Source organism: Bartonella pachyuromydis, assembly GCF_039543065.1.
In the GTDB taxonomy this organism is placed as follows: domain Bacteria; phylum Pseudomonadota; class Alphaproteobacteria; order Rhizobiales; family Rhizobiaceae; genus Bartonella; species Bartonella pachyuromydis.
Genome location: NZ_BAABJA010000003.1, coordinates 113,285 through 138,711 on the forward strand (window position 1 = coordinate 113,285; position 25,427 = coordinate 138,711).

17 protein-coding genes are annotated in these 25,427 nt (G+C 37.6%); 12 read left to right on the forward strand and 5 right to left on the reverse strand.

Annotated features, from left to right (window positions below; all coding sequences use genetic code 11):
* Positions 1–10 precede the first annotated feature (10 nt).
* The 9 genes from purB to ABD917_RS03580 all read left to right on the forward strand — a co-directional run bounded on the left by purB (position 11) and on the right by ABD917_RS03580 (position 8,450).
* A complete protein-coding gene (gene purB, locus ABD917_RS03540) occupies positions 11–1,315 on the forward strand; it encodes an adenylosuccinate lyase (protein ID WP_345118720.1) in 1,305 nt (434 codons plus the stop codon).
* 83 nt (positions 1,316–1,398) lie between these two features.
* Positions 1,399–1,947 carry an RBBP9/YdeN family alpha/beta hydrolase gene (locus tag ABD917_RS03545; protein WP_345118721.1) on the forward strand — a complete coding sequence of 183 codons (549 nt, stop codon included), beginning with the start codon at positions 1,399–1,401 and terminating at the stop codon, positions 1,945–1,947.
* 173 nt (positions 1,948–2,120) lie between these two features.
* Positions 2,121–2,885 (forward strand): phosphoribosylaminoimidazolesuccinocarboxamide synthase, encoded by a 765-nt coding sequence (purC, locus tag ABD917_RS03550; protein ID WP_345118799.1) that lies wholly within the window; start codon positions 2,121–2,123, stop codon positions 2,883–2,885.
* Positions 2,886–2,967: 82 nt separating this feature from the next.
* Positions 2,968–3,207 (forward strand): phosphoribosylformylglycinamidine synthase subunit PurS, encoded by a 240-nt coding sequence (gene purS / locus ABD917_RS03555; protein WP_345118722.1) that lies wholly within the window; start codon positions 2,968–2,970, stop codon positions 3,205–3,207.
* Between the two features lie 12 nt (positions 3,208–3,219).
* The gene (gene purQ, locus ABD917_RS03560; RefSeq protein ID WP_345118723.1) at positions 3,220–3,891 is read left to right on the forward strand and encodes a phosphoribosylformylglycinamidine synthase subunit PurQ; all 672 of its coding nucleotides are present in this window, start codon (positions 3,220–3,222) and stop codon (positions 3,889–3,891) included.
* 290 nt (positions 3,892–4,181) lie between these two features.
* The gene (purL, locus tag ABD917_RS03565; protein WP_345118724.1) at positions 4,182–6,392 is read left to right on the forward strand and encodes a phosphoribosylformylglycinamidine synthase subunit PurL; all 2,211 of its coding nucleotides are present in this window, start codon (positions 4,182–4,184) and stop codon (positions 6,390–6,392) included.
* Between the two features lie 64 nt (positions 6,393–6,456).
* A complete protein-coding gene (locus ABD917_RS03570) occupies positions 6,457–6,690 on the forward strand; it encodes a BolA family transcriptional regulator (protein ID WP_273720678.1) in 234 nt (77 codons plus the stop codon).
* A 98-nt stretch (positions 6,691–6,788) separates the two neighbouring features.
* Positions 6,789–7,121 (forward strand): Grx4 family monothiol glutaredoxin, encoded by a 333-nt coding sequence (gene grxD / locus ABD917_RS03575; RefSeq protein ID WP_345118725.1) that lies wholly within the window; start codon positions 6,789–6,791, stop codon positions 7,119–7,121.
* Positions 7,122–7,193: 72 nt separating this feature from the next.
* The gene (locus ABD917_RS03580; protein ID WP_345118726.1) at positions 7,194–8,450 is read left to right on the forward strand and encodes a multidrug effflux MFS transporter; all 1,257 of its coding nucleotides are present in this window, start codon (positions 7,194–7,196) and stop codon (positions 8,448–8,450) included.
* 93 nt (positions 8,451–8,543) lie between these two features.
* Here ABD917_RS03580 and parC read toward each other — a convergent pair whose 3' ends face one another.
* Both parC and aspS read right to left on the reverse strand, forming a co-directional pair.
* The gene (parC, locus tag ABD917_RS03585) at positions 8,544–10,793 is read right to left on the reverse strand and encodes a DNA topoisomerase IV subunit A (protein WP_345118727.1); all 2,250 of its coding nucleotides are present in this window, start codon (positions 10,791–10,793) and stop codon (positions 8,544–8,546) included.
* 906 nt (positions 10,794–11,699) lie between these two features.
* On the reverse strand, positions 11,700–13,493 hold the full coding sequence (gene aspS / locus ABD917_RS03590; RefSeq protein WP_345118729.1) for an aspartate--tRNA ligase: 1,794 nt from the start codon (positions 13,491–13,493) through the stop codon (positions 11,700–11,702).
* 135 nt (positions 13,494–13,628) lie between these two features.
* Between aspS and rnd the strand changes: the two genes are divergently transcribed.
* On the forward strand, positions 13,629–14,783 hold the full coding sequence (gene rnd, locus ABD917_RS03595; RefSeq protein WP_345118730.1) for a ribonuclease D: 1,155 nt from the start codon (positions 13,629–13,631) through the stop codon (positions 14,781–14,783).
* A 460-nt stretch (positions 14,784–15,243) separates the two neighbouring features.
* Here rnd and ppx read toward each other — a convergent pair whose 3' ends face one another.
* Positions 15,244–16,755, reverse strand: coding sequence for an exopolyphosphatase (gene ppx, locus ABD917_RS03600; protein ID WP_345118731.1), 1,512 nt, complete (start codon positions 16,753–16,755; stop codon positions 15,244–15,246).
* Between the two features lie 6 nt (positions 16,756–16,761).
* Positions 16,762–18,942: an RNA degradosome polyphosphate kinase gene (locus tag ABD917_RS03605; RefSeq protein WP_345118732.1), complete on the reverse strand. Its 2,181-nt coding sequence runs from the start codon at positions 18,940–18,942 to the stop codon at positions 16,762–16,764.
* Positions 18,943–19,251: 309 nt separating this feature from the next.
* Between ABD917_RS03605 and ABD917_RS03610 the strand changes: the two genes are divergently transcribed.
* Complete coding sequence (locus tag ABD917_RS03610) at positions 19,252–19,500, forward strand: zinc-finger domain-containing protein (protein ID WP_345118733.1); 249 nt, start codon at positions 19,252–19,254, stop codon at positions 19,498–19,500.
* Positions 19,501–19,533: 33 nt separating this feature from the next.
* On the forward strand, positions 19,534–20,781 hold the full coding sequence (locus ABD917_RS03615; protein ID WP_345118800.1) for an FAD-binding protein: 1,248 nt from the start codon (positions 19,534–19,536) through the stop codon (positions 20,779–20,781).
* An 802-nt stretch (positions 20,782–21,583) separates the two neighbouring features.
* Here the strand turns inward: ABD917_RS03615 and dnaE are convergent.
* Entirely contained in the window at positions 21,584–25,072 is a 3,489-nt protein-coding gene (gene dnaE, locus ABD917_RS03620) for a DNA polymerase III subunit alpha (protein WP_345118734.1), read from the reverse strand.
* Positions 25,073–25,427 lie beyond the last annotated feature (355 nt).

Below are 25,427 nucleotides of genomic sequence, written 5' to 3' on the forward strand. Positions count from 1 at the left end.
GGAAAAAATTATGATAACACGTTATTCCCGTCCTGAAATGGTCACAATTTGGTCACCACAAACGAAATATCGTATTTGGTTTGAGATTGAAGCACATGCCTGTGATGCGCTAGCAGAACTAGGGGTTATTCCAAAAGAAGCAGCAAAGATCATTTGGGAAAAAGGAAAAGCAGCCGAATTTAATGTTAATCGTATTAATGAAATTGAGGTAATAACCAAGCATGACGTTATAGCATTTCTAACCCACTTAGCTGAATTTGTTGGTCCAGAAGCACGTTTTATTCATCAGGGTATGACCTCATCAGATGTTTTAGATACAACACTTAATATTCAACTGATGCGTGCCAGTGATATTTTGCTAAAAGACATAGACCAACTCCTTGAAGCATTAAAAAGACGTGCTTGTGAACATAAAGAAACAATTACTATTGGACGTAGTCATGGTATTCACGCTGAACCAACAACATTTGGTGTCAAATTTGCTCTTGCATATGCTGAATTTTCTCGGTGTCGCAAACGCCTTCTTGCAGCACGTGAAGAAATTTCCACTTGTGCTATTTCAGGTGCCGTAGGCACTTTTGCAAATATTGACCCGCGCGTTGAAGAACATGTAGCAAAAGCATTGGGACTGCACCCTGAACCTGTTTCCACCCAAGTTATACCACGCGATCGTCACGCTATGTTCTTTGCAACTCTTGGTGTTATTGCTTCATCCATTGAAAGATTAGCTATAGAAATACGTCATCTACAGCGAACAGAAGTTTTGGAAGCAGAAGAGCATTTTTCACCTGGGCAAAAAGGTTCATCGGCTATGCCCCATAAGCGGAACCCCGTTTTAACCGAAAATCTAACTGGATTAGCACGTATGGTGCGTGCATTTGCAATACCTGCCATGGAAAATGTAGCGCTTTGGCATGAACGAGATATTTCCCATTCATCTGTTGAGCGTTATATTGGACCTGATGCTACCATTACCCTTGATTTTGCTCTTGCTCGACTCACGTCCGTTATTGAAAATTTAATCGTCTATCCAGAAAATATGCAGAAAAATCTCAACAAATTCCGAGGACTTGTTCATTCACAACGGGTGCTTTTAGCACTTACACAAGCTGGAATGAGTCGTGAAGATTCTTATCGAATTGTACAACGAAATGCGATGAAGGTTTGGGAACAAGGAAAAGATTTTTTAGAAGAATTGCTCCATGACAAAGATGTTACAAAAGTTCTCGGTGAAGAAGAACTTCGTGAAAAATTTGATCTTTCTTATCACACCAAACATATCAATACGATTTTTCAACGCGTTTTTGGCAAGTAAAAAAAGCATATATTCTACATAAGCAACAAGTGTATTGTCTTTGCCCTATGAGACAAAATTTGTAATGATGAAGGAAATGATTGGTGAAAGCAAATCAACTCGATATTCTCATTATTCCTGGCTATAAAGGGTCGTGTCCTGATCATTGGCAAACACGATGGGAAAAAAAATTGTCTACAGCCCGTCGCGTTCAACAAACCCATTGGTCAAAACCTGTTTGTGAAGAATGGATTCATGAGGTAAAAAACGCCATTTCACAAGCGCAAAAACCCGTTATGATTATTGCTCACTCATTAGGAGTTCCTACAGCTATACATGCAACACAACAAAATGCAGAAAAAGTTTGTGGCGCTTTTTTTGTTGCACCTCCAGATGTAAACAATGAAAAAATACATCCCAAACATTTCATGACATTTGGTCCCTATCATGGTAAAAAATTACCGTTTCCCTCTGTTCTGATAGCCAGCCGAAACGATAAATTTTGTCAATTCTCAGTAGCAGAAAAACTTGCTGATGATTGGGGAGCACTGTTTGTTGATGCGGGACAATCTGGCCACATTAATGCAGAATCTGGACATGGTCCTTGGCCTGAAGGACTTATGATTTTCTCTCACTTTCTTGCAAAAATCTAGTTCAAGAAAAACTATTGTCTTCACTCTATATCTGTAAGTTCCATAACTTTTTGCTTAGAACTCCAATGACAAAAAATGTAAGAAGTGTTATAGCAATCATTGAGAATTTCTGCCAATTAGGATAGTATTATTTATTAATGCTATTTAAAACCTCTCAACAATAGAGAATCATGATGAATCGTCGCCACCGTATTTATGAAGGCAAGGCCAAAATTTTGTATGAAGGACCTGAACCAGGTACCTATATTCAGTTTTTTAAAGATGATGCAACTGCCTTTAATGCAAAAAAACATGAAGTTATCGACGGAAAAGGGGTTTTAAATAACCGCATTTCGGAACATATCTTTAGTCATCTTAGCCGTTTGGGTATCCCAACACATTTTATCAAGCGTATAAATATGCGCGAACAGCTTATTAAAGCCGTCGAGATTATTCCATTAGAGGTTGTTGTTCGCAACGTTGCTGCTGGCTCTCTTGCCAAACGTCTAGGATTGGAAGAAGGAACCGCCCTTTCACAATCCATTATTGAATTTTACTATAAAAATGATTCTCTTGATGATCCAATGGTAACGGAAGAACATATCACTGCCTTTGGATGGGCTGTCCCCCAAGAAATAGAAGATATTATGCAACTTTCAATTCGTATTAATGATTTTCTTTCTGGACTTTTTGCAGGTGTTAATATTCAACTCATTGATTTCAAAATGGAATTTGGTCGCCTGTGGGAAGATGAAACAATGCGCATTGTTCTTGCTGATGAAATATCGCCTGATTCTGCAAGGTTATGGGATATGCAAACGCAGGAAAAAATGGATAAAGATCGTTTTCGGCATGATATGGGTGGGCTTATTAACGCTTATCAAGAAGTGGCAAAACGTCTTGGTATTATCAATGAAAATGAACCTCCAAGGCCAACTGGTCCAGTGTTAGTAAAATAATAAACAAGGTGGCATGCATTCACCTTTCTTTATATTGATACCCCTCTTCAAGGAGAGGCATTTTAACAACAGGAAATAAAAGATGAAAGCACGCGTTACGGTGACTTTAAAAAACAGCGTCCTTGACCCGCAAGGAGAAGCAATTGTAGGTGCTTTAAAAAGTTTAGCGTTTAAAGGTATTCACTCCATTCGCCAAGGAAAAATTTTTGATATTGTGCTTGATGATCAACCTTCTGAAACTGCAAAGCAAAAACTTGAACAAATGTGTGAAGAGTTACTAGCAAATACCGTTGTTGAAAATTACACGATAGAACTTCTGTAAGCGAGGCTCTTCATGAAAACTGCTATCGTTCAATTACCTGGATTAAATCGTGATCAGGATATGGTTGCAGCATTACGCCATATAACAGGGATTGAACCCTTAAAAATTTGGCAAACAGAAACAACAATTCCCGATGTAGATATCATTGTTATTCCTGGTGGTTTTTCTTATGGAGACTATTTAAGATGTGGAGCTATCGGTGCAAGAACCCCCGTTTTGCAGGCTGTACGTGAGAAAGCAAAAAAAGGTGTTACAATCATTGGCATATGTAATGGATTTCAAATCTTATTGGAAGCTGGTTTATTACCCGGCACTTTAATGCGTAACACTTCATTGAAATTTGTTTGCCGTGAAATAAAGCTTGAAGTGGTCAATGCCAATACAAAATTTTCTCGCTATTATTCCAACGGACAGATTATCCGTTGTCCTGTTGCACATCACGATGGGAATTATTTTGTCGACAACGAGATATTAAGACAAATGGAAGACGATGAACAAATTGTTTTTCGCTATGCAGAAAATACAAATCCTAACGGTTCGATAAAGGACATTGCTGGTATCATCAATAAGGCTGGTAATATTCTTGGTATGATGCCTCATCCTGAAAATTTCATTGAACAAGCACACGGCGGTACTGATGGGCGTTTACTCTTCCAAAGTGCTTTAGAATTAACGAATGGGTAATGACAAAAAAGATTTTATGCTACCTCACTGTGTTAAAGTCAAAAATCTATAGTATTTTTCATACGATAAATTTACCAATAAAATGTTTTACAAACACGATGGAGCGTATTTTTAAACACACAAAGATTGTTCAAAAGCCCTTAATAACAAGGGCCAATAACCAGCATCTCCGCTTAGGATTTATAAACCGCTGCCTTATCAAGGCCGAATAAAGTCATTTATGACCGAAACTACTAAGTTTAAAATAATAATGATGCTAAATTTTGATTAATTTAATGGATAAAACGTTCATGAATTCTAGTAATAACAGAGCCATTACGCCAGAACTTATTGCCCAACATGGTTTAAAAGATAATGAATATCAACATATCCTAAGCTTGATTGGCAGAGAACCAACATTTACTGAGTTGGGAATTTTTTCGGCAATGTGGAACGAACATTGTTCTTATAAGTCATCTAAAAAGTGGCTTAAAACGCTTCCAACAGAAGGAAAATGTGTCATTCAAGGACCTGGTGAAAATGCTGGTGTCGTTGATATTGGTGATGGTCAATGCGTTGTTTTCAAAATGGAAAGCCATAATCACCCCTCTTATATTGAACCGTATCAAGGTGCAGCAACAGGTGTTGGTGGTATTTTGCGTGATGTCTTTACCATGGGTGCTCGTCCTGTTGCAGCTATGAATGCTTTGCGATTTGGAGCTCCCAATCATCCTCGAACACGTCATCTTGTTTCCGGCGTTGTTTCTGGAATAGGTGGTTATAGTAATGCTTTTGGCGTCCCAACTGTTGGTGGAGAAGTCAATTTTGACAAGCGCTATAATGGCAATATCCTTGTAAACGCTTTTGTTGCTGGTATTGCAAAGACCGACTCTCTTTTTTATTCCAAGGCCCAAGGAGTAGGACTCCCTGTTGTTTATCTTGGTGCAAAAACAGGACGTGATGGTGTTGGTGGAGCAACAATGGCTTCTGCCGAATTTGACGATTCAATGAGTGAAAAACGCCCAACGGTTCAAGTAGGTGATCCTTTTACAGAAAAATGCCTTCTTGAGGCTTGCTTAGAACTCATGGAACTGAGAGCTGTCGTTGCTATTCAAGATATGGGTGCTGCGGGTTTAACATCTTCTGCAGTTGAAATGGGCGCAAAAGGAGATTTAGGAATACAGCTTAATCTTGATAAAATTCCTGTACGTGAAGAAAATATGACAGCCTACGAAATGATGCTTTCTGAAAGCCAAGAACGCATGCTCATGATACTGAAACCAGAGCTAGAAAAGCAAGCCGCAGCAATTTTTCAAAAATGGGGACTTCATTTTTCCATTATTGGAGAAACAACCGATGATTTACGTTTCCGTGTCTTTCATCAAGGGGAAGAAGTTGTTAATCTTCCCATCAAAGAGCTTGGAAATGAAGCACCTGTTTATGATCGTCCTTGGAGTGAACCCATAAAAAAAACACTTCTTAAAGCAGAAAACGTTGAAAGGGTCGAAAATTTGGGTGATGCACTTCTCACATTATTGAATTCTGCTGATCAAAGTTCAAGGCGATGGGTCTATGAACAATATGATACACTTATTCAGGGAAATACGCTTGTTCGTCCAGGAGGTGATGCTGGTGTCATACGTGTAAGCAGTGATGACAAACGTGCTCTTGCTTTTTCTTCTGATGTGACGCCTCGCTATTGTGAGGCAGATCCTTACGAAGGGGGGAAACAAGCCGTCGCAGAATGTTGGCGCAATATCAGCACAACAGGCGCAGCACCATTGGCAGCCACAGATAATCTTAATTTTGGTAATCCTGAAAAACCTGAAATTATGGGACAATTGGTGTTTGCCATTAAAGGTATAGATGAAGCCTGTAGAGTTTTAGACTTCCCTATCGTTTCAGGAAATGTTTCTCTTTATAATGAAACCAATGGAGAAGCAATTCTGCCCACACCAACAATCGCTGGTGTTGGCCTTCTTGCTGACTGGTCTAAAATGGTAACAATCGATGGTATGCAAAATGAAGATATTATTGTTTTGATTGGAGTATGCGGCTCCCACTTAGGCCAATCAATCTATGCACGTGATATTTTAAATATTGAGACAGGTTCACCACCTCCGGTAGATTTACAGCTTGAAAAAAAGCATGGGCAATTTGTTCGAGATGTTATTCATAACGGTTTTGTAAATGCTGCTCATGATCTTTCTGACGGTGGTCTAGCCATTGCACTTGCGGAAATGGTTATTAAAGCAGGTAAAGGCATTAAAGCTAAATTAAGTAATAAACAACCACATCATGCAGAGCTTTTCGGAGAAGACCAAGCACGTTATCTCTTAAGCGTCAAACCTCATGCCCTCAACAGTCTTACAGAATTCGCACAAACAAACGCAGTTTCTTTAACAGAGCTTGGTAAAGTTGAAGGTGATTCTCTTGACATAGAGGAAGTATTAACACTTTCCATAGACAAGCTCACACAAGCTTATGAAAGTTGGTTTCCGCAATTTATGGGCGAGAAATAAAGAGTTATTCGTCTCTACTTGACTTAATGCTATTCTTATAAAGAATAAATAAAGGAGAATAATCATGGCAATGAGTGCCCATGCAATTGAAACACTTATTCGCGAAGGCATTCCTGATGCAACCGTGATAATTCGTGATCTAGCTGGTGATGGAGAACACTATGCTGCTGAGGTAACTTCTGAAAGTTTTCGCGGTAAAAGCCGTGTCCAGCAGCATAAAATGGTCTATGATGCTCTTAAAGGCAATATGGGAAATGATCTTCATGCGTTAATGCTACAAACGAATATTCCCAAATGATTTTTAAAATTCTTCTTGCATTCATTCACTTAATACGAGTAGAAAATAACATGAATGCAAACACACACTTACAAAATCTGCAATATTGAGGAATGAAGATGACCACTGTTCATGATTTTATTGACAACGAAATTAAAGAAAATGATGTCGTTTTATTCATGAAGGGAACACCCGATGCTCCACAATGCGGATTTTCAGGACAGGTTGTTCAAATCCTTGACTATTTAGGATTAGATTATAAAGGGATAAACATCTTAACTTCTCATGAATTGCGTCAAGGAATTAAAGACTATTCAAATTGGCCAACAATTCCACAACTCTATATTAAAGGAGAATTTGTTGGTGGTTGTGATATTGTGAAAGAAATGTTTCAAAATAATGAATTGCAAGAACTGCTAAAAGAAAAAAATATTCCTTGCAATAGATCATAGGTATCTTTCATTTTTTTTCAGACTCTTAAAGAGAGCTGTGTTCAGTAGAAATTCTTATTTTAAGGATGCCTTATGTCATATCCAATTGATGAACTCACGCACCGTGAGGCGATTAGAAAAAAAATTGGCTATAAAGAATTTGTTCTTCTTATTGGTGCACTCATGGCTATCAATTCTATAGCTGTTGACATTATGCTTCCAGCTATGCCCGATATTTTGAACAGCTTACACATTCTTAATGAAAATGATCAACATTATATCATTTCTGGTTATCTTATAAGTTATGGCATCACACAGATATTTTTTGGACCGATAAGTGATCGTTATGGACGTCGTAAACTTATTCTCATTGGTCTTGCATTTTATTCCTTTACAGCAATTGCTTGTGCCTTTGTATCCAACTTTTCTCTGTTACTTATTTTACGTATCTTGCAAGGCATAGGGGGTGCTGCTATGCGCGTCCTGACAGTTTCTGTTGTACGCGATCTTTATAGTGGTCGAAAAATGGCAGAAGTTATGTCTATCGTTATGATGATTTTTCTGATTGCACCAATGATTGGACCAGCTACTGGACAATTCATTTTATTGTTTGGAAATTGGCAAATTATCTTTATCTTCATGGCAATTATTGGTTTTGGACTGATGGTTTGGATTAAATTACGCCTGCCTGAAACTCTTTATAAACAACGTTCTCTTTCTTTTTCTTCGGTCAAATATAATTTATGGGTTATCATCACCAGTCGTACAACCCTTTGCTATACACTCGCAACTTCCATTATTTTGGGTTGCATTTTTACCGCTGTTAATACATCGCAGCAAACATATGAGGGAATTTATAATCTAGGACTTTGGTTTCCAATTGCCTTTGCTGTTGGTGCAGCTTTTCAAGCTCTATCATCATTTTTAAATTCTCAATTAGTTGGACGCCTTGGCATGCGACGTATCGCACATACGATGCTTTTGCTCTTTTGTATCACCTCATGTATCTGGTTTATTGGCTCACTCTTAACAAATGGCGTTCTCCCTTTTCCTTTTTACATGCTGCTGTTTTGTATATTGATGTTTGCCTGCGGTGGCATTATGGCCAATTTCAATACCCTTGCTCTCGAATCTGTAGGAGAAATTGCTGGGATAGCATCTTCTGTCTCTGGTTTTCTTCAAACGTCTATCGCCACCGGTCTTGGTTTTTTTATTGCCCAACAATTTGATGAAACAACGATACCCAATTCAGCGGCATTTTTCTTTCTCAGCATCATCGCCATATTTCTTGTTTTATGGGCTGAACGTGGGTATCTTTTCAGGCAGTATCACCATGATCCTAATGAATAGAAGTTTCTCCCAAAAAATTAACATACTCCTGCGGTATAAAAATCGTAAAGTCGCTCTTTTAACACCTTATAACTTATAAACCAGAGATATTATTTAATGAGCAAATTTTCCTGATTTTGGAAAACCTTTGGGAACCAAGCGCCCTACCCCAGCGCGTGTTCCCATCCACTCAATGAGCTCATCAGCTTGACGATTAAAACAGCGCTCAGCAGTATCTTGCCAACTTAAACCTTCTGATAAATTAAAAGTTTTAGCATCAACAATACCGCCTTCTTTGTAGCGTTGCAGACGAACTCCTCTACCACGACTCATTTCTGGTATTTGTTCAATGGCAAAAATAAGCATTTTACGATTTTCACCAACTATTGCAACATGATCACCTTTTACTGGAACACAAAGTTTTACTTTATCAGGAGACTTTACATTCATAATTTGCTTGCCTTTTCGTGTATTGGCAATCACCTCAGTTGCAGATACAATAAAGCCATTTGCATGAGATGAAATTAAGAGCAATTTTTCCTGTGCATTATAGACAAAAGCTGTCAAAACATCGTGATCATCATCCATATCAACTAAAAGACGAATGGGCTCACCATGTCCTCGTCCTCTAGGCAAACTATTTGCAGAAATAGCAAAAAACTTTCCCCCCGTGCTTATTATAATAACCTTATCGGTAGTGAATGCCGGAAAAGCTAACTTCAAACCATCCCCTTCTTTGAAAGAAAGTGCATTATAATCACTCAAATGTCCTTTCAAAGAACGCATCCAACCCTTCTCAGAAATGACAATCGTAACCGGTTCTTTTTCGATCATCGCCTGATGAATATCATCAATATCATGCTTTGGTGCTTCCTCAAATGTTGTACGCCTTTTTCCCAGAAGGGTATCAGGACCAAAAATTTTACGAACCTTTATGATTTCCTCTGCAATTATTTTCCATTGTTTTGCACGAGACGCCAATAAATTTTGCAGTTTTTCTTTTTCATCCCTCAAATTTTCAAATTCCTTACGAATTTCAAATTCCTCAAGCTTACGTAAAGAACGTAAACGCATATTAAGGATAGCCTCAGCTTGATTTTCTGTTAATTGAAAACGGTCGATGAGCTTCTTTTTGGGGTCATCCTCTTCACGAATAATCTGGATGACCTCATCAAGATTTAAATACGCAATAAGATATCCATGAAGAATTTCTAATCGGCAATCAATTTGATCAATGCGATAATGAGAACGGCGAATAAGGACTTCTTGACGATGTTCGAGCCATTGCTGTAAACTCTCGCGCAGAGAAAGAACATTGGGTATTTTTCCAGAAGATAGAACATTAAGATTAAGAGGAAATCTTACTTCAAAATCAGTCAATTTAAAAAGAGACTCCATAAGGAGTTCAGGATCAACAGTACGATTTTTAGGAACAAGCACAATGCGGATATCTTCTGCCGATTCATCTTGAATATCTTCAAGCATGGGTAAGCGCCGTGCAAGGAGCAATTCCGCTGTTTTTTCAATAAGGCGTGACTTTTGAACTTGATAGGGAATTTCGGTCACAACAATCACATAAGAACCACGACTACCAGATTCCTGATGCCAACGTGAACGCAAGCGAAAAAACCCACGCCCAACGCGATAAGATTCCTCAATACTCTTTTTAGGCTCAACTAGAATACCACCTGTCGGAAAATCAGGACCAAGCACAAACCGATTTAATTCCTCATCATTTACATCGGGATATGCAATCAAATGAAGTGCTGCATCACAAAGCTCTGCAATATTATGAGGTGGAATAGATGTTGCCATGCCAACAGCAATCCCTGATGAACCATTTGCTAAAAGATTAGGAAAAGCTCCAGGTAAAACAACCGGCTCTTCATCTTCCTCATTATAGGTTAAACGAAAATCAATAGAATTTTCATTAATTCCCTCAAGTAGCAAGGCAGCCACTTCAGTCATACGCGCTTCCGTATATCGCATAGCCGCAGCATTATCACCATCAATATTACCAAAATTGCCTTGTCCATCGACCAACGGATAACGAACAGCAAACCCCTGTGCCAAACGCACCAATGCATCATAAATAGAAGCATCACCATGGGGATGAAATTTTCCCATCACATCACCAACAATCCTTGCACATTTGGCATAAGACTGTCCTGGATTAAGCTTGAGTAAACGCATAGCATGGAGAATGCGCCGATGCACAGGTTTTAAACCATCACGGACATCAGGTAACGCGCGGTGCATAATAGTAGAAAGTGCATAAGCTAAATAACGCTCTTGTAAAGCAGAACGCAATTCTATCGGCTCAATATGTTCTTTATCAAAAGGTAAATTCATTTTATCAGACATAGTATAAGGATGACAATTCCCAAAATAATGAGCAATTATTCCATAAGATTTTTTAGTGTAATCTTTTATGAGCCAAATATTATTATTGAATAATCGACTATATAAAAATAAACAGGGTGATTAAAACATGAACAGAAAATTATATCAATTTGAAAAAGTTATACGCACGCTCTAAACTTTATCTAAAATCCTATACAGGAATGCTTCATGCATTCGGACTCAATCTTTTTCTGGAAACTTGGAAATAATCACAATATATTGATTTATAATGATAATGAACAGTTTTGCATATTAAATGAGAAAACCCCAATATAGTGAAATTCTTTCATTTAAAATCTTTTCATGTTAAATTAATTAAAATCATTATCTCGCATGTTACAAGAGAGATGAGCATGTGGATAAAATTGCCTCCCCTTATGAATCATCTCTAGTGCCAAGGACTAGCAAAACATTGGGATCTAGCAAAGAATATGATGGCATCGGTTTTTTATCAAAAATTCGGCTTCTCTTAGCAAAGACCCCTTGGCTAATCGCTTTATACAATTCAGTTTATACACTCTATAAGAAAATCCTACCTAAATATTATCTCCATAGCCCAAAACACCACAATGTATAAAGCTTCATCTACCTTATAGCATTGCTCTAAACAATGCTATTTTGAGCACAATAGAATAGAAATAATATCTCATTTCATATAATGAACATTATAGAATTTATTAACAAAATGAAACGTTATTAAACACCGCATCATGCTTATAAGCACTAAGATAACCGCTAGTTTCTACAATGCTAAAGAACGTAAACGCAGTATAAACTCAAGCTTTATGAATAGCATACACATTCATACAAGTTAAAAAACTTAAAACTTCATTGTAGACAGAAAGCTGCTAACAATCCAAAATCAATTTATGAACTACTTTTGCCAACAGGAGCCATTCGTATCCCTAAATCACGTAATTGTGCAGAAGAAACATCAGACGGAGCCCCCATCAAAAGATCAAGCGCTTGCTGATTCATAGGAAACAAAGCAACCTCACGTAAATTTTTAACGCCTTGCAAAAGCATAATAATACGATCAATACCAGCCGCCATACCACCATGTGGTGGAGCTCCATAATGAAATGCACGATAAAGAGCACCAAAACGATCTTCTACCACCTCTTTAGAGAGACCAACAAGACTAAAAACTTTAAGCATCATTTCTGGTGAATGATTACGAATTCCACCCGATGCAATCTCATAACCATTACAAACAAGATCATACTGAAATGCTTTAAGAGTAAGAGGATCTTGACATTCAAGAGCATCCTTACCCCCTTGCGGCATAGAAAAAGGATTATGTGCAAAATCAAGCTTTTTCTCATCTTCATTCCATTCAAAAAATGGAAAATCAACAATCCATGCTAAAGAGAAAGAGTCTCGATCAACAAGATCTAATTCTTCTCCTACGTGTGTACGCGCAGCTCCAGCAAAAGATGCGAATTTCTTTGGATCCCCTGCCACAAAAAAGCAAGCATCACCACTTTCAAGTCCAAGCTGTATACGAAGAGCTTCTGTTCTTTGCTCGCCGATATTTTTAGCAATAGGGCCAGCCCCTTCAAATTTCCCCTGCTCTTCACGCCAGAAAATATAACCAAGTCCAGGCTGTCCCTCACCTTGTGCCCATCCATTCATACGATCACAAAAAGCACGGCTTCCGCCCGTTTTCGCTGGAATAGCCCACACCCGTGCATTTTTATCATTCGCTAAAATATGCGCAAAAACTTTAAAGCCAGAACCATAAAAATGCTGTGAAACATCTTCCATAATAATCGGATTACGTAAATCAGGCTTATCTGAACCATATTTTTGCATCGCTTCATCATAAGAAATACGAGGAAATTTTTGTGTTACAGGCTTTCCATTTGCAAACTCCTCAAAAAGAGAGCGCATAATAGGTTCCATTGTTACAAAAACATCCTCCTGTTCAACAAAACTCATCTCAAGATCTAATTGGTAAAATTCTCCTGGAAGACGATCAGCACGCGGATCTTCATCTCTAAAACAAGGAGCAATTTGAAAATAACGATCAAAACCCGACATCATCAACAACTGTTTGTATTGTTGAGGAGCTTGAGGCAATGCATAAAATTTTCCCTGATGAACACGACTTGGCACCAAAAAATCACGTGCCCCTTCCGGCGATGAAGCTGTCAAAAGTGGTGTTGTAAATTCGGTAAAACCATTCTCTTGCATGGAGCGTCTGATAGCAGCAACAATTTCAGTGCGACGTATGATATTTTTGTGCATAGTTTCACGACGCAAATCAAGAAAACGATACTTCAATCGAATATCTTCTGGATAATCAGGCTCACCAAAAACAGGTAAAGGCAACTCATCAGACTTTGAAAGGATTTCCACCTCTTTGGCAAAAATTTCAATTTCACCTGTTGGAAGAGATGTATTGATAACCTCATCAGCACGTGCACAAACGTCCCCGTCTACACGAATGACCCACTCGGCACGTACACTCTCAATAACTTTAAAAGCTGGTGAAGCAGGATCAGCAACAATCTGTGTGATTCCAAAATGATCACGCAAATCTACGAAAAGGATTCCGCCATGATCACGAACACGATGAACCCATCCCGAAAGACGAACCTTTGTTCCTACATCACATTTACGAAGAGCAGCGCAATTATGACTGCGATAACGATGCATAGTTTTTGCCTTTGATATAATATTTCACATGCGCTACAAAGGCTTTTTCATAACCATTTGTCAAGATATGAGGATAAAGACTCAAAAAAAAAGTCAAGAAAAGACAAATTTAATTTCTCTCATTATAATAGAACGATGATGAATCTTATTACACAAACTAAAGATCTTGAAATTGCACTTGCTATTCTACGTAACTCAGATTTTATAACAGTCGATACTGAATTTATCCGTGAGACAACTTTTTGGCCACAGCTGTGTCTCATTCAGCTTGCCTCACCAGATACGACAGTTTTGATTGACCCAATGTCACAAAATATTGATTTACAGCCATTTTTTGATCTTATGAAAGATGAAAAAATTGTCAAAGTTTTTCATGCCGCGCGTCAAGACATTGAAACGATTTATCATCTTGGAGGAATCATTCCCTCACCTCTCTTTGACACACAAATAGCAGGATCAATTTGTGGATTTGGTGATTCTATCTCCTATGACCAAATTGTACAACGTTGCACAGGTCAGCAACTTGATAAATCATCTCGTTTTACAGACTGGAGCTGCCGCCCTCTTTCCGAAAAGCAATTGCTCTATGCGCTTGCTGATGTAACCTATCTCAGAGACGTTTATCTCTTATTAAAAAAACAGCTAGAAAAAAACAAACGCACCCACTGGATGGATGATGAAATAGCAATTCTTTTAACACCTAAAACCTATGATATGCCAGAAGAGGAGGCATGGAAAAAAGTAAAAGGAAAAATCAGAAAACCACGCGAACTTGCCGTATTACAAAAAATAGCAGCTTGGCGTGAACGTAAAGCACGCAAATATAATATTCCGCGTCGTCATGTTATGAAAGATGAGAGCTTGATTGAAATAGCAATCCAACAGCCAACGGATGAAATTGCCTTAAAACGTTTGCGCAGTCTGAACAAAAATTGGGATAAATTCTCAATCGCGCACACACTCATCAAAGCTATAAACGAAGGCTTAGAAGTTGATCTTGCGACTTTACCCCCTCTTCCTAAATATAATCCACTCAATGAAACATCAACTGCCCTTATCGAACTTCTTAAAGTATTATTAAAACTCGTTGCCAATGAAAACGGCATTGCACCAAAAATTATTGCCACAACTAATGATTTAGAAAAAATCGCTAATGGATGTATCAAGAAAAATATTCCCGCCATGAATGGCTGGCGCTATGAAATATTTGGAAAAAAAGCCGAACAAATGCTCAAAGGCCAGATAGGATTTTATTTTGATAATGGAAAAATAAACATCAAACAACTCTAATTTACAAAAGATTTTTTACCGTTTTCGTTCTAAAATTAGCGTAGTAAAATCTTTGAAAAGAGTTTATTCGTTTTGAATATAAGTAAGTGTAGTAAGAATCAAAAAAGGGAAATTGTCTAATCTAATCTCATTAAGCGAGTTTTATGTAAAAAAATAAAAAATCTAGGCAGATTTTAAGTACTTTTGTTCCGAAAAAATCTGTCCTATCATTCACATTTTCTTATTAATTTAGTTCGCGTTAATTTAGAATGTGCTTTATTGTCAATACCAATATGGCAAAAAAACACCTCACAATTTCAAAACTCAAATTCAATCAATGCTTGAGCTTTAAATAATGATAAAAAACCAGCCTCTAATCAAATACTAAACTAGTGCAACACAACAAAAAGCTAAATCTGCCTTAACAAACCTCATGCGTAATAATAGAGCAATGAATTTCTACAAGTTAATAGAAAAAGGATCAAAACGTTTCAAAAGAAAGCGGCTGATTTATTATTTTTGATAACTTCTTTAAGTGATTGAGAGGACGTTCCCCTAATAAATCAGCATAACGCCTCGGAATATACAAAACAATGTGATCTGTTTTTTTATGCCACGATAAATGAGGCAAAATTCCTGCAGTAGAAGCACTGAAAAGGTAAGCAATCCGCATAATTTCACCAAGAGTTCTTGCTTTTTTCACGAGATCTTTAGTTGCAAGTTGAAAAACAGGAAGAGATTCTTCATCAATCAATGAACTTGTATTGCGAAAAAAAACAGCGAGCGCAGCATAAGCACGCCCTTCATGAGAAATTCCCGGATATGATCCTAGTGCTATCCGATTAGCTGCCTCATTCCCCCTATAATCTGGATGGATACGCCAACCAATATCTGCAAGAAGACAAATAGCCTTGCGATAACGGCATTCATTTTCAGTCTCGAGAATTCCAAAAGCTTTAAAAGCGCTTGTCGTAAAATCAATAAGCTCTTCTGCCTGCTTTGGTGAACGAGCTCGTAAAATAGCCATTTCCGTGCATGCTGCAATGAGAGGATCTGAAGAACGAATACTCTCTGGCAATCGTGAATAAAGAAATCCCTCACGAACACCAGCTCCAGAAAAGATGATGCTTTCAAAGCTCATATATTGAATAAGTTCAATAAGAATAATCGCTCCATAAGACAAAAGCTGACGACGATTTTTTGAAACAGCCGCAATTCCTTTTATATTATCAATATTACCACGCACAACAAAACGCAGGAAATCTTCCATTTCAGCAGCATCAACTTCATAGCCATGCATAACAGGTAGCCGATAATGTTTAGTTGCCATATGGAGTTTTGCCAAATTACGCCAAGTTCCTCCTACGGCATAAAAACAACGCACCATGCTCTTGCGAATAACAGAAGATTTTCCAAACTGCTCATGGGCAATTTTGGCTGCAACAGCAATATCATTATTGGACATATATTGTAGGCGCAAACCACCTAATGGCAATGTTACTCCCTCACCTACCTCAGAGCCATCAATCTCAATAAGTTCCAAACTTCCACCACCAAGATCTCCAGAAAGCCCTTTAGGTTTATAAAAAGTAGAAATCACCCCATATGCTGAATAAACAGCCTCTTCACTTCCTGAAAGGAGATATATTTTATTTTGCAAAATATTTTCAGCGTTTTGAATAAATATTGACCCGTTTTTTGCTTCTCGCGCCGCTGCCGTTGCAAGTGTATAGACCTCATCTGCTCCAATCTGTCGACAAAGTGCACGAAACCGTTTTAGTGTCTGCAACGCCATTTTCATTGATTTTTCTTCTAAAAATCCAGTTTTCGCGACACCTTGACCAAGCCCACAGAGAACTTTTTCATTAAATAAAACTGTTGGAGAACGAACAAGCCCCTCATAAATAACGAGTCGAACAGAATTTGAACCAATATCGATAACAGCAACAGGTTTACATCCTTTTAGCCGTCCTTGAGCATTTATATACGTCATTGGATTTCAGTCTTTACGCACTTCGTCTTGTCGCCGATGCAATGCCATCAAACGTGAAGCAGAAGCCTCAAAAGACTTTTTCCACCCCGCAGAACCTGCATTGACCATAAAATACTCCTGTGCATTAAACGGACCTTCACCTTTTTGCGGTGTTATACGCCTTGATTTTCCATTACGAAGTATATCAAAACTTTGTTGATTATCAATAATATTAGCCAACATAATTTGTAAAAGAATCTGTTTACGAACCGTCTTATTAAAAACTGGAACCAATATTTCAATACGATAATCCAGATTACGAGGCATCATATCGGCAGATCCTAAATAAACAAGTGCATTCTCATTTGGTAAATCTTCACCATTACCAAAACAAAAGATGCGACTATGTTCAAGAAAACGCCCTACAATTGACTTTACACGAATATTATCTGAAAATTTTGGAATACTGGGTCGCAAACAACATATACCACGCACTACTAAATCGATCTGTACACCTGCTTGACTGGCACGATATAAAGCATCGATAATTTCGGGATCAACCAATGCATTGACTTTCATCCAAATAGCAGCAAACCGTCCCTGCTGCGCATTGATAATTTCTCCTTCAATACGCTCCAAAATACAACTGCGCAATGTTAAGGGAGAAAAAGCAATCTTCATCACTTCATTTGGGCGTTCATATTGAGCAATATATTGAAACAATAATGCAACATCACGAGCAATATCATCATCGTTAGTAAAAAAAGAAAGATCGGTATAAACTTTAGCATTAATAGGATGATAATTTCCCGTGCCAAGATGAACATAAGAGCGAAGACCTTTTTCTTCACGCCTCATGATAAGTGACATCTTAGCATGTGTTTTTAAAGCAATAAAACCAAAAACAACCTGTACACCTGCACGCTCAAGATCACGCGCCCAACGAATATTTGCTTCCTCATCAAAACGTGCTTTAAGTTCTACCAAAGCAGTCACTGATTTTCCTTGTTTAGCAGCCTTAATCAAAGCACTGACAATTGGGCTATCACTCGATGTACGATAAAGTGTCTGTTTAATTTCCACAACATCAGGATCGTTGGCCGCTTGATGTAAAAATTGTACAACAACATCAAAGGATTCATAAGGATGATGAAGTACGATATCATTTTCACGAATAGCTGCAAAACAGTCCCCCTTATGCTCACGAATACATTCAGGAAAACGAGGATGATAAGGAATAAATTTTAAATCATTACGTGGGATAGAAATGATCTCTGAAATCATATTAAGCGCCAAAAGCCCATCAAGAACACTGATCCAGTTATCAGGAACAGCAAGAGCATTGCTGATAAATTGGCGTAAATTCTCTGGCATTCTGGCATCAAATTCAATTCGAATAACCAGCCCACGACGACGCCTTTTAAGAGCAGTTTCAAAAAAATGAACAAGATCTTCAGCCTTTTCTTCTACCTCAATATCACTATCACGAATCACTTTAAATGTGCCAATTCCATCAACTTTATGATCAGGAAATACATAATTTATGAAAAAGCTAATAATATCTTCATAGGCAATAAAACGAAAATGATTGTCTTTTTGAGGGAGAAGAATAAAACGCCTTAAAGCTATTGGCAGTGGTAACAACACTACAATCGCTTGGGGATCATCACACCTAGACAATTGCAAAGCAAGTGAAAGCCCTAAATTAGGAATAAATGGAAAAGAGTGAACAGAATCAACAAACAAAGGCTCTAGAATAGGAAGAATTTTATCAAGAAAATATTTTTCAAGCCATGATTTTTCAATTTTTGAAAGCTCATCAGGACAAATAATTTCGATATCATTCTGTTTTAATTCATGGCGTAAAACACATAACTCTCGTAATTGCTGAGCCTGCAAATGCGAAATCTCAGCTAACACAAGATCAAGTTGCTCTTGTGGTGTGCGCCCGTCTGCACTGCACACTGTAGCTCCAGCACGAATTTGAGCAGCAAGACCAGCAACACGAACCATAAAAAACTCATCAAGATTTGCTGCTGAAATGGAGAGAAATTGTAGACGTTCTAATAAAGGATGCCTTGTATTAGTTGCCTCCATTAATACACGCGTATTAAATTGTAACCATGAAAATTCTCTATTAACAAACCTCATCGGATTTTTCATCGTTATATCTGATAGAGAACTCTGACCTTCCACCCTCTGTCCCATATATTTTAGCTAAACTTCCTTTATACTTTCTAAGATTTTATGGTTGAATATACCATAGAACACTTTATCATATATTCTGTTTAACAATCTATTTTTCTTATGGTATTTACATTAAATACTTCAAACAATTAATATTCTTCCTCCATGTAAAATGCTAAAAAACAAAATAACTAGCTCATTAATATACAAGATAGTGAGTTTGTCTTAAAAAGCACCTTGCATTATTATAAGCTTTATTACAAACTCATACATATACAATAACAAATCTCAATCATAGCTGAAGAGATAATTTATCCGGAGCTTGACACCATGGCTGATCACAACATTCCTCATTTTCAAAATGACCTTGGATATAAAACAATCGAAATTGGTGTAAAAGAATTTATGTGTGTGGGTGCTACACAACCCTTCGATCACCCTCATATTTTTATTGATATGGGAGCAGCTGATGAAAAAATTTGCCCTTATTGTTCAACACTTTATCGCTATATTTCCTCGTTATCATACAATCAAACAAATCCACCAGGATGTTTATATCATCCCAATAATTCATTATAATGCGTTTGCTACTTTTTCAATATGAAGAAACTTATAAACCTATCGCCAATCATCGTTGGAGGTGGAATTGCAGGTTTAAGTACTGCTTTAGCACTCGCCCATAAAGGAATAGAAAGTACACTTATTGAAAAGTGTAAACAGCTTGATGCTGTGGGAGCTGGTATTCAGCTTACCCCAAATGCAACCTGTATCCTTGCTCGTTGGGGAATTCTTAATAAGCTCATAGAAATGGGTACAACACCACGTTTTCTTGAGTTAAGAGATGGGCTCTCTTTAAAAATGCAATTACGTGTTGATCTAATCAATCTATCAGAAAAATACTGGAAATTCCCTTATATTACAATTCATCGTGCCACCTTACAAAAAGTTTTATACAACACCGTTATGGAAAATCCCCTTATCAAATATAAAATAGGCGAAGCGATTATATCGTCTACTCCAGCCCAAAACAGCATTGATATAAAAACCATAAAGACAGATACATCAAATAAGACAGAACAACACCAATTTTATTCAACACCTCTTCTTATTGGATGCGATGGAGTTTGGTCCACACTACGGAAATTGGCTCCTTTTCATGAAAAAGCGGATTTTAGTGGCTTTATTGCTTGGCGCGCAACAACAGAATTTGAAAATCTTCCTAAAGACTTTCGTTCTTTATTACAAAATATAAAAACAATTATTGCTTGGATGGGACCTCAAAATCATCTTGTTGTCTATCCCATTCAACCATCAGCAAAACTGTTTAATTTTGTAGCCATCACAAATGGAGAAAATTCAAAACAAGGATGGGCACATAAAGGAAATAAAGAATATTTGAAATTTCTTTTTAAAGATTGGCATAAACAAATTTTGCAAATCTTTGACCATATTGATGAGTGGACCTATTGGCCTCTCTTTCATATGAAACAACATCGTTTTTTAGGCTTAGAAAGACAAGTATTTGTTGGTGATAGTGCACATGCAGCCCTCCCTTTCGCTGCACAAGGCGCTGCTATGGCAATAGAAGACGCCGCCACACTAGCAGAAACACTCTCTCATAAAAATCTGTCATTTAAAAAAGCTCTTTTGCTTTATGAAAAAATACGAGCGCCCCGAATGAGAGCAGTAAAAAAACGCGGCGATTTTAATAGAATAGTCTATCATGCAACGGGTCCCATAGCAATTGCACGTAATTTTATCATGAAAATTCGTACACCAGAGAGTATCATCTCTCAGCTTAATTGGCTTTATATGTATGATGCTATGAACACTATAAAAATGGACGATAAAAACTTATAAAATATCCCTAATAACTTTAAAGACCTAAGAAACACTTTATTTACTTTATGATGTTACCAGCTTGACATCATGTATCAAAAATAAAAATAAGAATTTTCACTGTTTCTAATCTGGTTTAAAGAAGAACTTCCCTCCCCACAAATCAATTAAAACATAGCTTGTAATAGACAATACATTTAATTTATTAATTTATCATGATAATTTATTGTTTTGCATGTTGAATGAGAGACTTGAACATTCTAGGATTTCTCCATTTCAAATTTCTTTACTTTGAATCAATCAAAATCATTCGTTTACACGTTATGCGTAAGATGAGCATGTAAATAAAAAAACACTAATGCAAGGAGTAAAAACATTTCTAATAAACGATCTCAGACGCCAAAGACTGTAGCAATATTGAGAATTTGTAAAGAGTATAATAGTGCCGGCTTGTTCCTTTCCTTCATAAGTGTAAAGATGATGCTGCACAATGAATTTACCATTATAGTATTCACGGGCGAGCCTTCGCAAAATGGGATTAGGGATGTCCTGAGAAATGTTCCTTTAAAATAAATGCGTAAGTTAGCAATTCAATAACATTTTGTTTTACATATGGGGCATGTCGTTCTTTTAAGGACATGATAAACAAAAGCATGAAACAATACGCAGTCTCCATTACTTAATAAGATATTGCTTTGGATAGTTTTGAAAACCGTAAAGCCGAATTAAAAGGAGATAAAAACTGGCTTATACCCTTAAGCTTCATATTCTTCCTCAATTATGCGATCACCGTGCAATAGCAATCACCTTATAAATCCCAAGTTTAAGTCAACTCTACATTGATAACCCCCTGAATCGATTTCATAGCACTTGCTATATGTGAATTAACCTTATACCGTTTTGGAAGCGCAATTTCAACCTCCCGTAATCCATCTTCTTGAATAAGAATAATCCCAACTTCTCCATTCCCATGAGGATTTAAATTTTTCTCAATTTGCGCAAGCATATCAACTGTTTTTATAAAGAGGCGCATCATTTTATGATTCTGTAACGCTTCCTTTTCCAAAGATTGAACCGTCTCTAGTCGCAAACTAACACCCTCAAAGCGATTTTCCGCACTCACTGTGATGATAAAAGATTTTCCAGGTTCTAGTATTTCTTCATAATCCGCAAGTGTGTCAGAAAAGAGCACTGCTTCATACTGTCCACTCGTATCAGAAAAATGAATAATCCCCATTTTTTTACCAGACTTTGTTTTGCGCACTTGTTTTGCTACGACAGTTCCAGCAAGTCTTGCAGCAGTTGCTCCCCCTTTTACGGCATTGGCAAAATGAAGCCAAGTCTGAACGCGTTTTTTAGCGAGAATAGCTTGATACTCATCTAGAGGATGTGCAGAAAAGTAAAAACCTATTGCTTGAAATTCTCGATGAAGTTTTTCATTCAGCAACCAAGGAGATGTTTGCGATAAAACTAAAGGTTCTTTTAATCCCCCCGTCATGCCAAAAATATCAATCTGTCCGCTAGAATTATTCTCGAGAATACGAAGCGCACGTGCATGAAGCGTTCCAAGACTTGCCAATAGAACTTCTCGTGCGATATGAAAACAATCAAAAGCGCCAGCGCAAATCAAGCTTTCCATCGCACGCTTATTAACAATACGCGGATCAATACGCGCGCAAAAATCTTCCAAATCCTTAAAAGGTTTATTTCCCCGACAAGCAACAATATGATCAACAACCGCTTCGCCTACACCTTTAATGGCAGCAAGAGAATAATAAATACAGTTATCACCAACTTCAAAAATACGATGTGACGTTTGCACACAAGGTGCAATGACTTTAATACCTAACCTTAATGCTTCACGGCGAAAATCATTTAACTTATCCGTATTTGTCATGTCATAGGTCATTGAAGCGGCTAAAAACTCAACGGGATGATGTGCTTTCATATAAGCTGTCTGATAAGAAACGATTGCATAAGCAGCAGCGTGTGACTTATTAAAACCGTAATCGGCAAATTTTGCTAAAAGATCAAAAATAATATCAGCTTGATCTTTATCAACACCACCAGCAACGGCTCCATTCACAAAGCGCGTCCGCTGTTGTTGCATTTCTTTATGAATCTTTTTACCCATAGCACGACGCAATAAATCCGCTTCCCCAAGCGAATAACCAGCAAGTACTTGAGCAATCTGCATCACTTGTTCCTGATAGACGATAACACCTTGTGTTTCTTTAATAAGATGATCTATTTTAGGATGAATGGAAGCAATTTCCTCTTCCCCGTGTTTGCGTGCATTATAAGTTGGAATATTCTCCATTGGACCAGGACGATAAAGTGCAACAAGAGCAATAATATCTTCAATACGGTCAGGTCTCATTCCAATCAATGCTTTACGCATACCAGCACTTTCAACTTGAAAGACACCAACCGTTTCACCACGCGCCATCATAGCATAGGTCGCATCATCATTGAGTGGAATATTTGACAAATCTATTTTGGTACCTTTTCGTGCAACAAAATCTACCGCCATTTTTAAAACAGTAAGGGTTTTCAACCCAAGAAAATCAAATTTAACCAATCCAGCCTGTTCAACGTATTTCATATTAAACTGTGTCACAGGCATATCGGAGCGAGGATCACGATACATTGGAACAATCTCTGAAAGCGGTCGATCACCAATAACAATCCCTGCAGCATGGGTTGATGCATGACGATAAAGTCCCTCCAACTGAAGCGCGATATCTAATGTACGCCCTATGAGGGGATCTTTTTTCTTTTCTTCCTCAAATTTAGGTTCATCTTTGATAGCATCAGCCAACTCAACTTGGCTCCCCGGCGCAGCAGGAACGAGTTTTGTAAGATAATCCACCTGCCGATAAGGTACTTCTAAAACACGCCCAACATCACGCAACACCGCACGTGCTTGCAATTTACCAAAGGTAATAATTTGCGCAACTTGATCACGACCATATTTTTTTTGAACGTACTGAATCACCTCTTCGCGTCGCTCTTGACAAAAATCGATATCAAAATCCGGCATAGACACACGATCAGGATTAAGAAAACGCTCAAAGAGAAGAGAAAAACGCAATGGATCAACATCAGTAATAGTCAACGCATAAGCAACCAGTGAACCAGCACCAGAACCACGCCCTGGGCCAACTGGAATATCATGAGCTTTTGCCCATTTTATAAAATCTGAAACGATAAGAAAGTAGCCTGAAAATTGCATACGTGTAATAATGGACACTTCATAATCAAGCCGCTCTTCATAATCTCTAACAGTATATCCTTCAGCCAATCCAATTGTCTCAAGGCGCATTTTTAAACCAGCTTTAGCTTGATTTAACAATTCACTATCTTCTACTTCTAAAGTACAGTTTAAATCAACAGACTTTTCTATAAAACGAGGCAAAATAGGTTTTCGAACTGGCGTAGCAATATGGCAACGCAATGCAATTTCAACACTGTTTTCCAGAGCTTCTGGAAGATCAGAAAACAGTGCGACCATTTCATCTTGTGATTTCAAGTAATGATCTGGTGTCACACGTTTACGCTCTGGATTAGAGACAAGTTGTCCTTCTGCAACTGCCATCAATGCATCATGAGCTTCATAGCCTTCTTTATTCAGAAAGAAAGCTTCATTGGTTGCAACAAGAGGAATATCATATTGATACGCCAACTCAATAAGTGCAGCTTCTACTTGTTGATCAAAAGAGCCATGCCGCTGTAATTCTACATACAGACGATCAGCAAAAATTTTTTTTAAAGAAATTAAGCGTTCAGCAGCTCGTTCTTTTTTTCCTTCTGCCAAAGAGAAATTTATAGGCCCTCCCTTGCCCCCCGTTAAAGCAATGATTCCTTCACTGTGCAATGACAACCAATCAATTTTTATATGAGGAGGATCAGTATCGCACTTATCAAGATAAGCACGACTAACAAGACGAACCAAATGGGCATAACCAATCTCGCTAGCCGCCAACAAAACAATAGAGCCAAAATCAGCAGAATAACGCGATTGAGCAAAACACGTATTATTATCCTCATCAGCAAAATCAACAGTAAGTTGACAGCCAATAATAGGCTGTATTCCATGAGAAAAACAATATTGTGAAAATTCTAAAGCACCAAACAAATTATTTGTATCGGTAATAGCAACCGCTGGGACATGATCTGAAATCGCATGTTGAATGATTTGTGGGATTTTTAGAGCACCTTCAAGAAGTGAATAAGCAGAATGTACTCTCAAATGAATAAAGCGAGGGAGAGAACTCTTTTCATCTCGTATTTTACTTTTATCTTCTGCCACTTTCACAGTTTCCCATTATAAAATAAATGTCAAATTGAGTCTTTATCTGCCTTATAATAGAGAATACTCTAACATCTCTTTTCCTTAATTTATAAGTCCATCATACCGGTATATAAGCAAGACATTTTAAGTTTATTGCTATTTATAAAAGACTTTCATCAAGAAAATATCTCTATTCACAGCAAATAAATAGACAAAAACAAAAAGGAAAAAATTGTATAGAATATGCTACATATTGCTCTCTTTTTATTTTAGATACTCTTTTAAAGATAAAATTTTCTGCTTGAAATTCAAAGTGTAAATAAAGTAATTTTCTCTTCTGTGTCTTATCCTCAAAAAGCCCTTCTAAAGCACT

Coding starts and splice junctions, on each gene's coding strand:
- purB (WP_345118720.1), top strand. CDS start 11: ATGATAACACGTTATTCCCGTCCTGAAATGGTCACAATTTGGTCACCA.
- purC (WP_345118799.1), top strand. CDS start 2,121: ATGAATCGTCGCCACCGTATTTATGAAGGCAAGGCCAAAATTTTGTAT.
- purS (WP_345118722.1), top strand. CDS start 2,968: ATGAAAGCACGCGTTACGGTGACTTTAAAAAACAGCGTCCTTGACCCG.
- purQ (WP_345118723.1), top strand. CDS start 3,220: ATGAAAACTGCTATCGTTCAATTACCTGGATTAAATCGTGATCAGGAT.
- purL (WP_345118724.1), top strand. CDS start 4,182: ATGAATTCTAGTAATAACAGAGCCATTACGCCAGAACTTATTGCCCAA.
- ABD917_RS03570 (WP_273720678.1), top strand. CDS start 6,457: ATGGCAATGAGTGCCCATGCAATTGAAACACTTATTCGCGAAGGCATT.
- grxD (WP_345118725.1), top strand. CDS start 6,789: ATGACCACTGTTCATGATTTTATTGACAACGAAATTAAAGAAAATGAT.
- ABD917_RS03580 (WP_345118726.1), top strand. CDS start 7,194: ATGTCATATCCAATTGATGAACTCACGCACCGTGAGGCGATTAGAAAA.
- parC (WP_345118727.1), bottom strand. CDS start 10,793: ATGTCTGATAAAATGAATTTACCTTTTGATAAAGAACATATTGAGCCG.
- aspS (WP_345118729.1), bottom strand. CDS start 13,493: ATGCATCGTTATCGCAGTCATAATTGCGCTGCTCTTCGTAAATGTGAT.
- rnd (WP_345118730.1), top strand. CDS start 13,629: ATGATGAATCTTATTACACAAACTAAAGATCTTGAAATTGCACTTGCT.
- ppx (WP_345118731.1), bottom strand. CDS start 16,755: ATGACGTATATAAATGCTCAAGGACGGCTAAAAGGATGTAAACCTGTT.
- ABD917_RS03605 (WP_345118732.1), bottom strand. CDS start 18,942: ATGGGACAGAGGGTGGAAGGTCAGAGTTCTCTATCAGATATAACGATG.
- ABD917_RS03610 (WP_345118733.1), top strand. CDS start 19,252: ATGGCTGATCACAACATTCCTCATTTTCAAAATGACCTTGGATATAAA.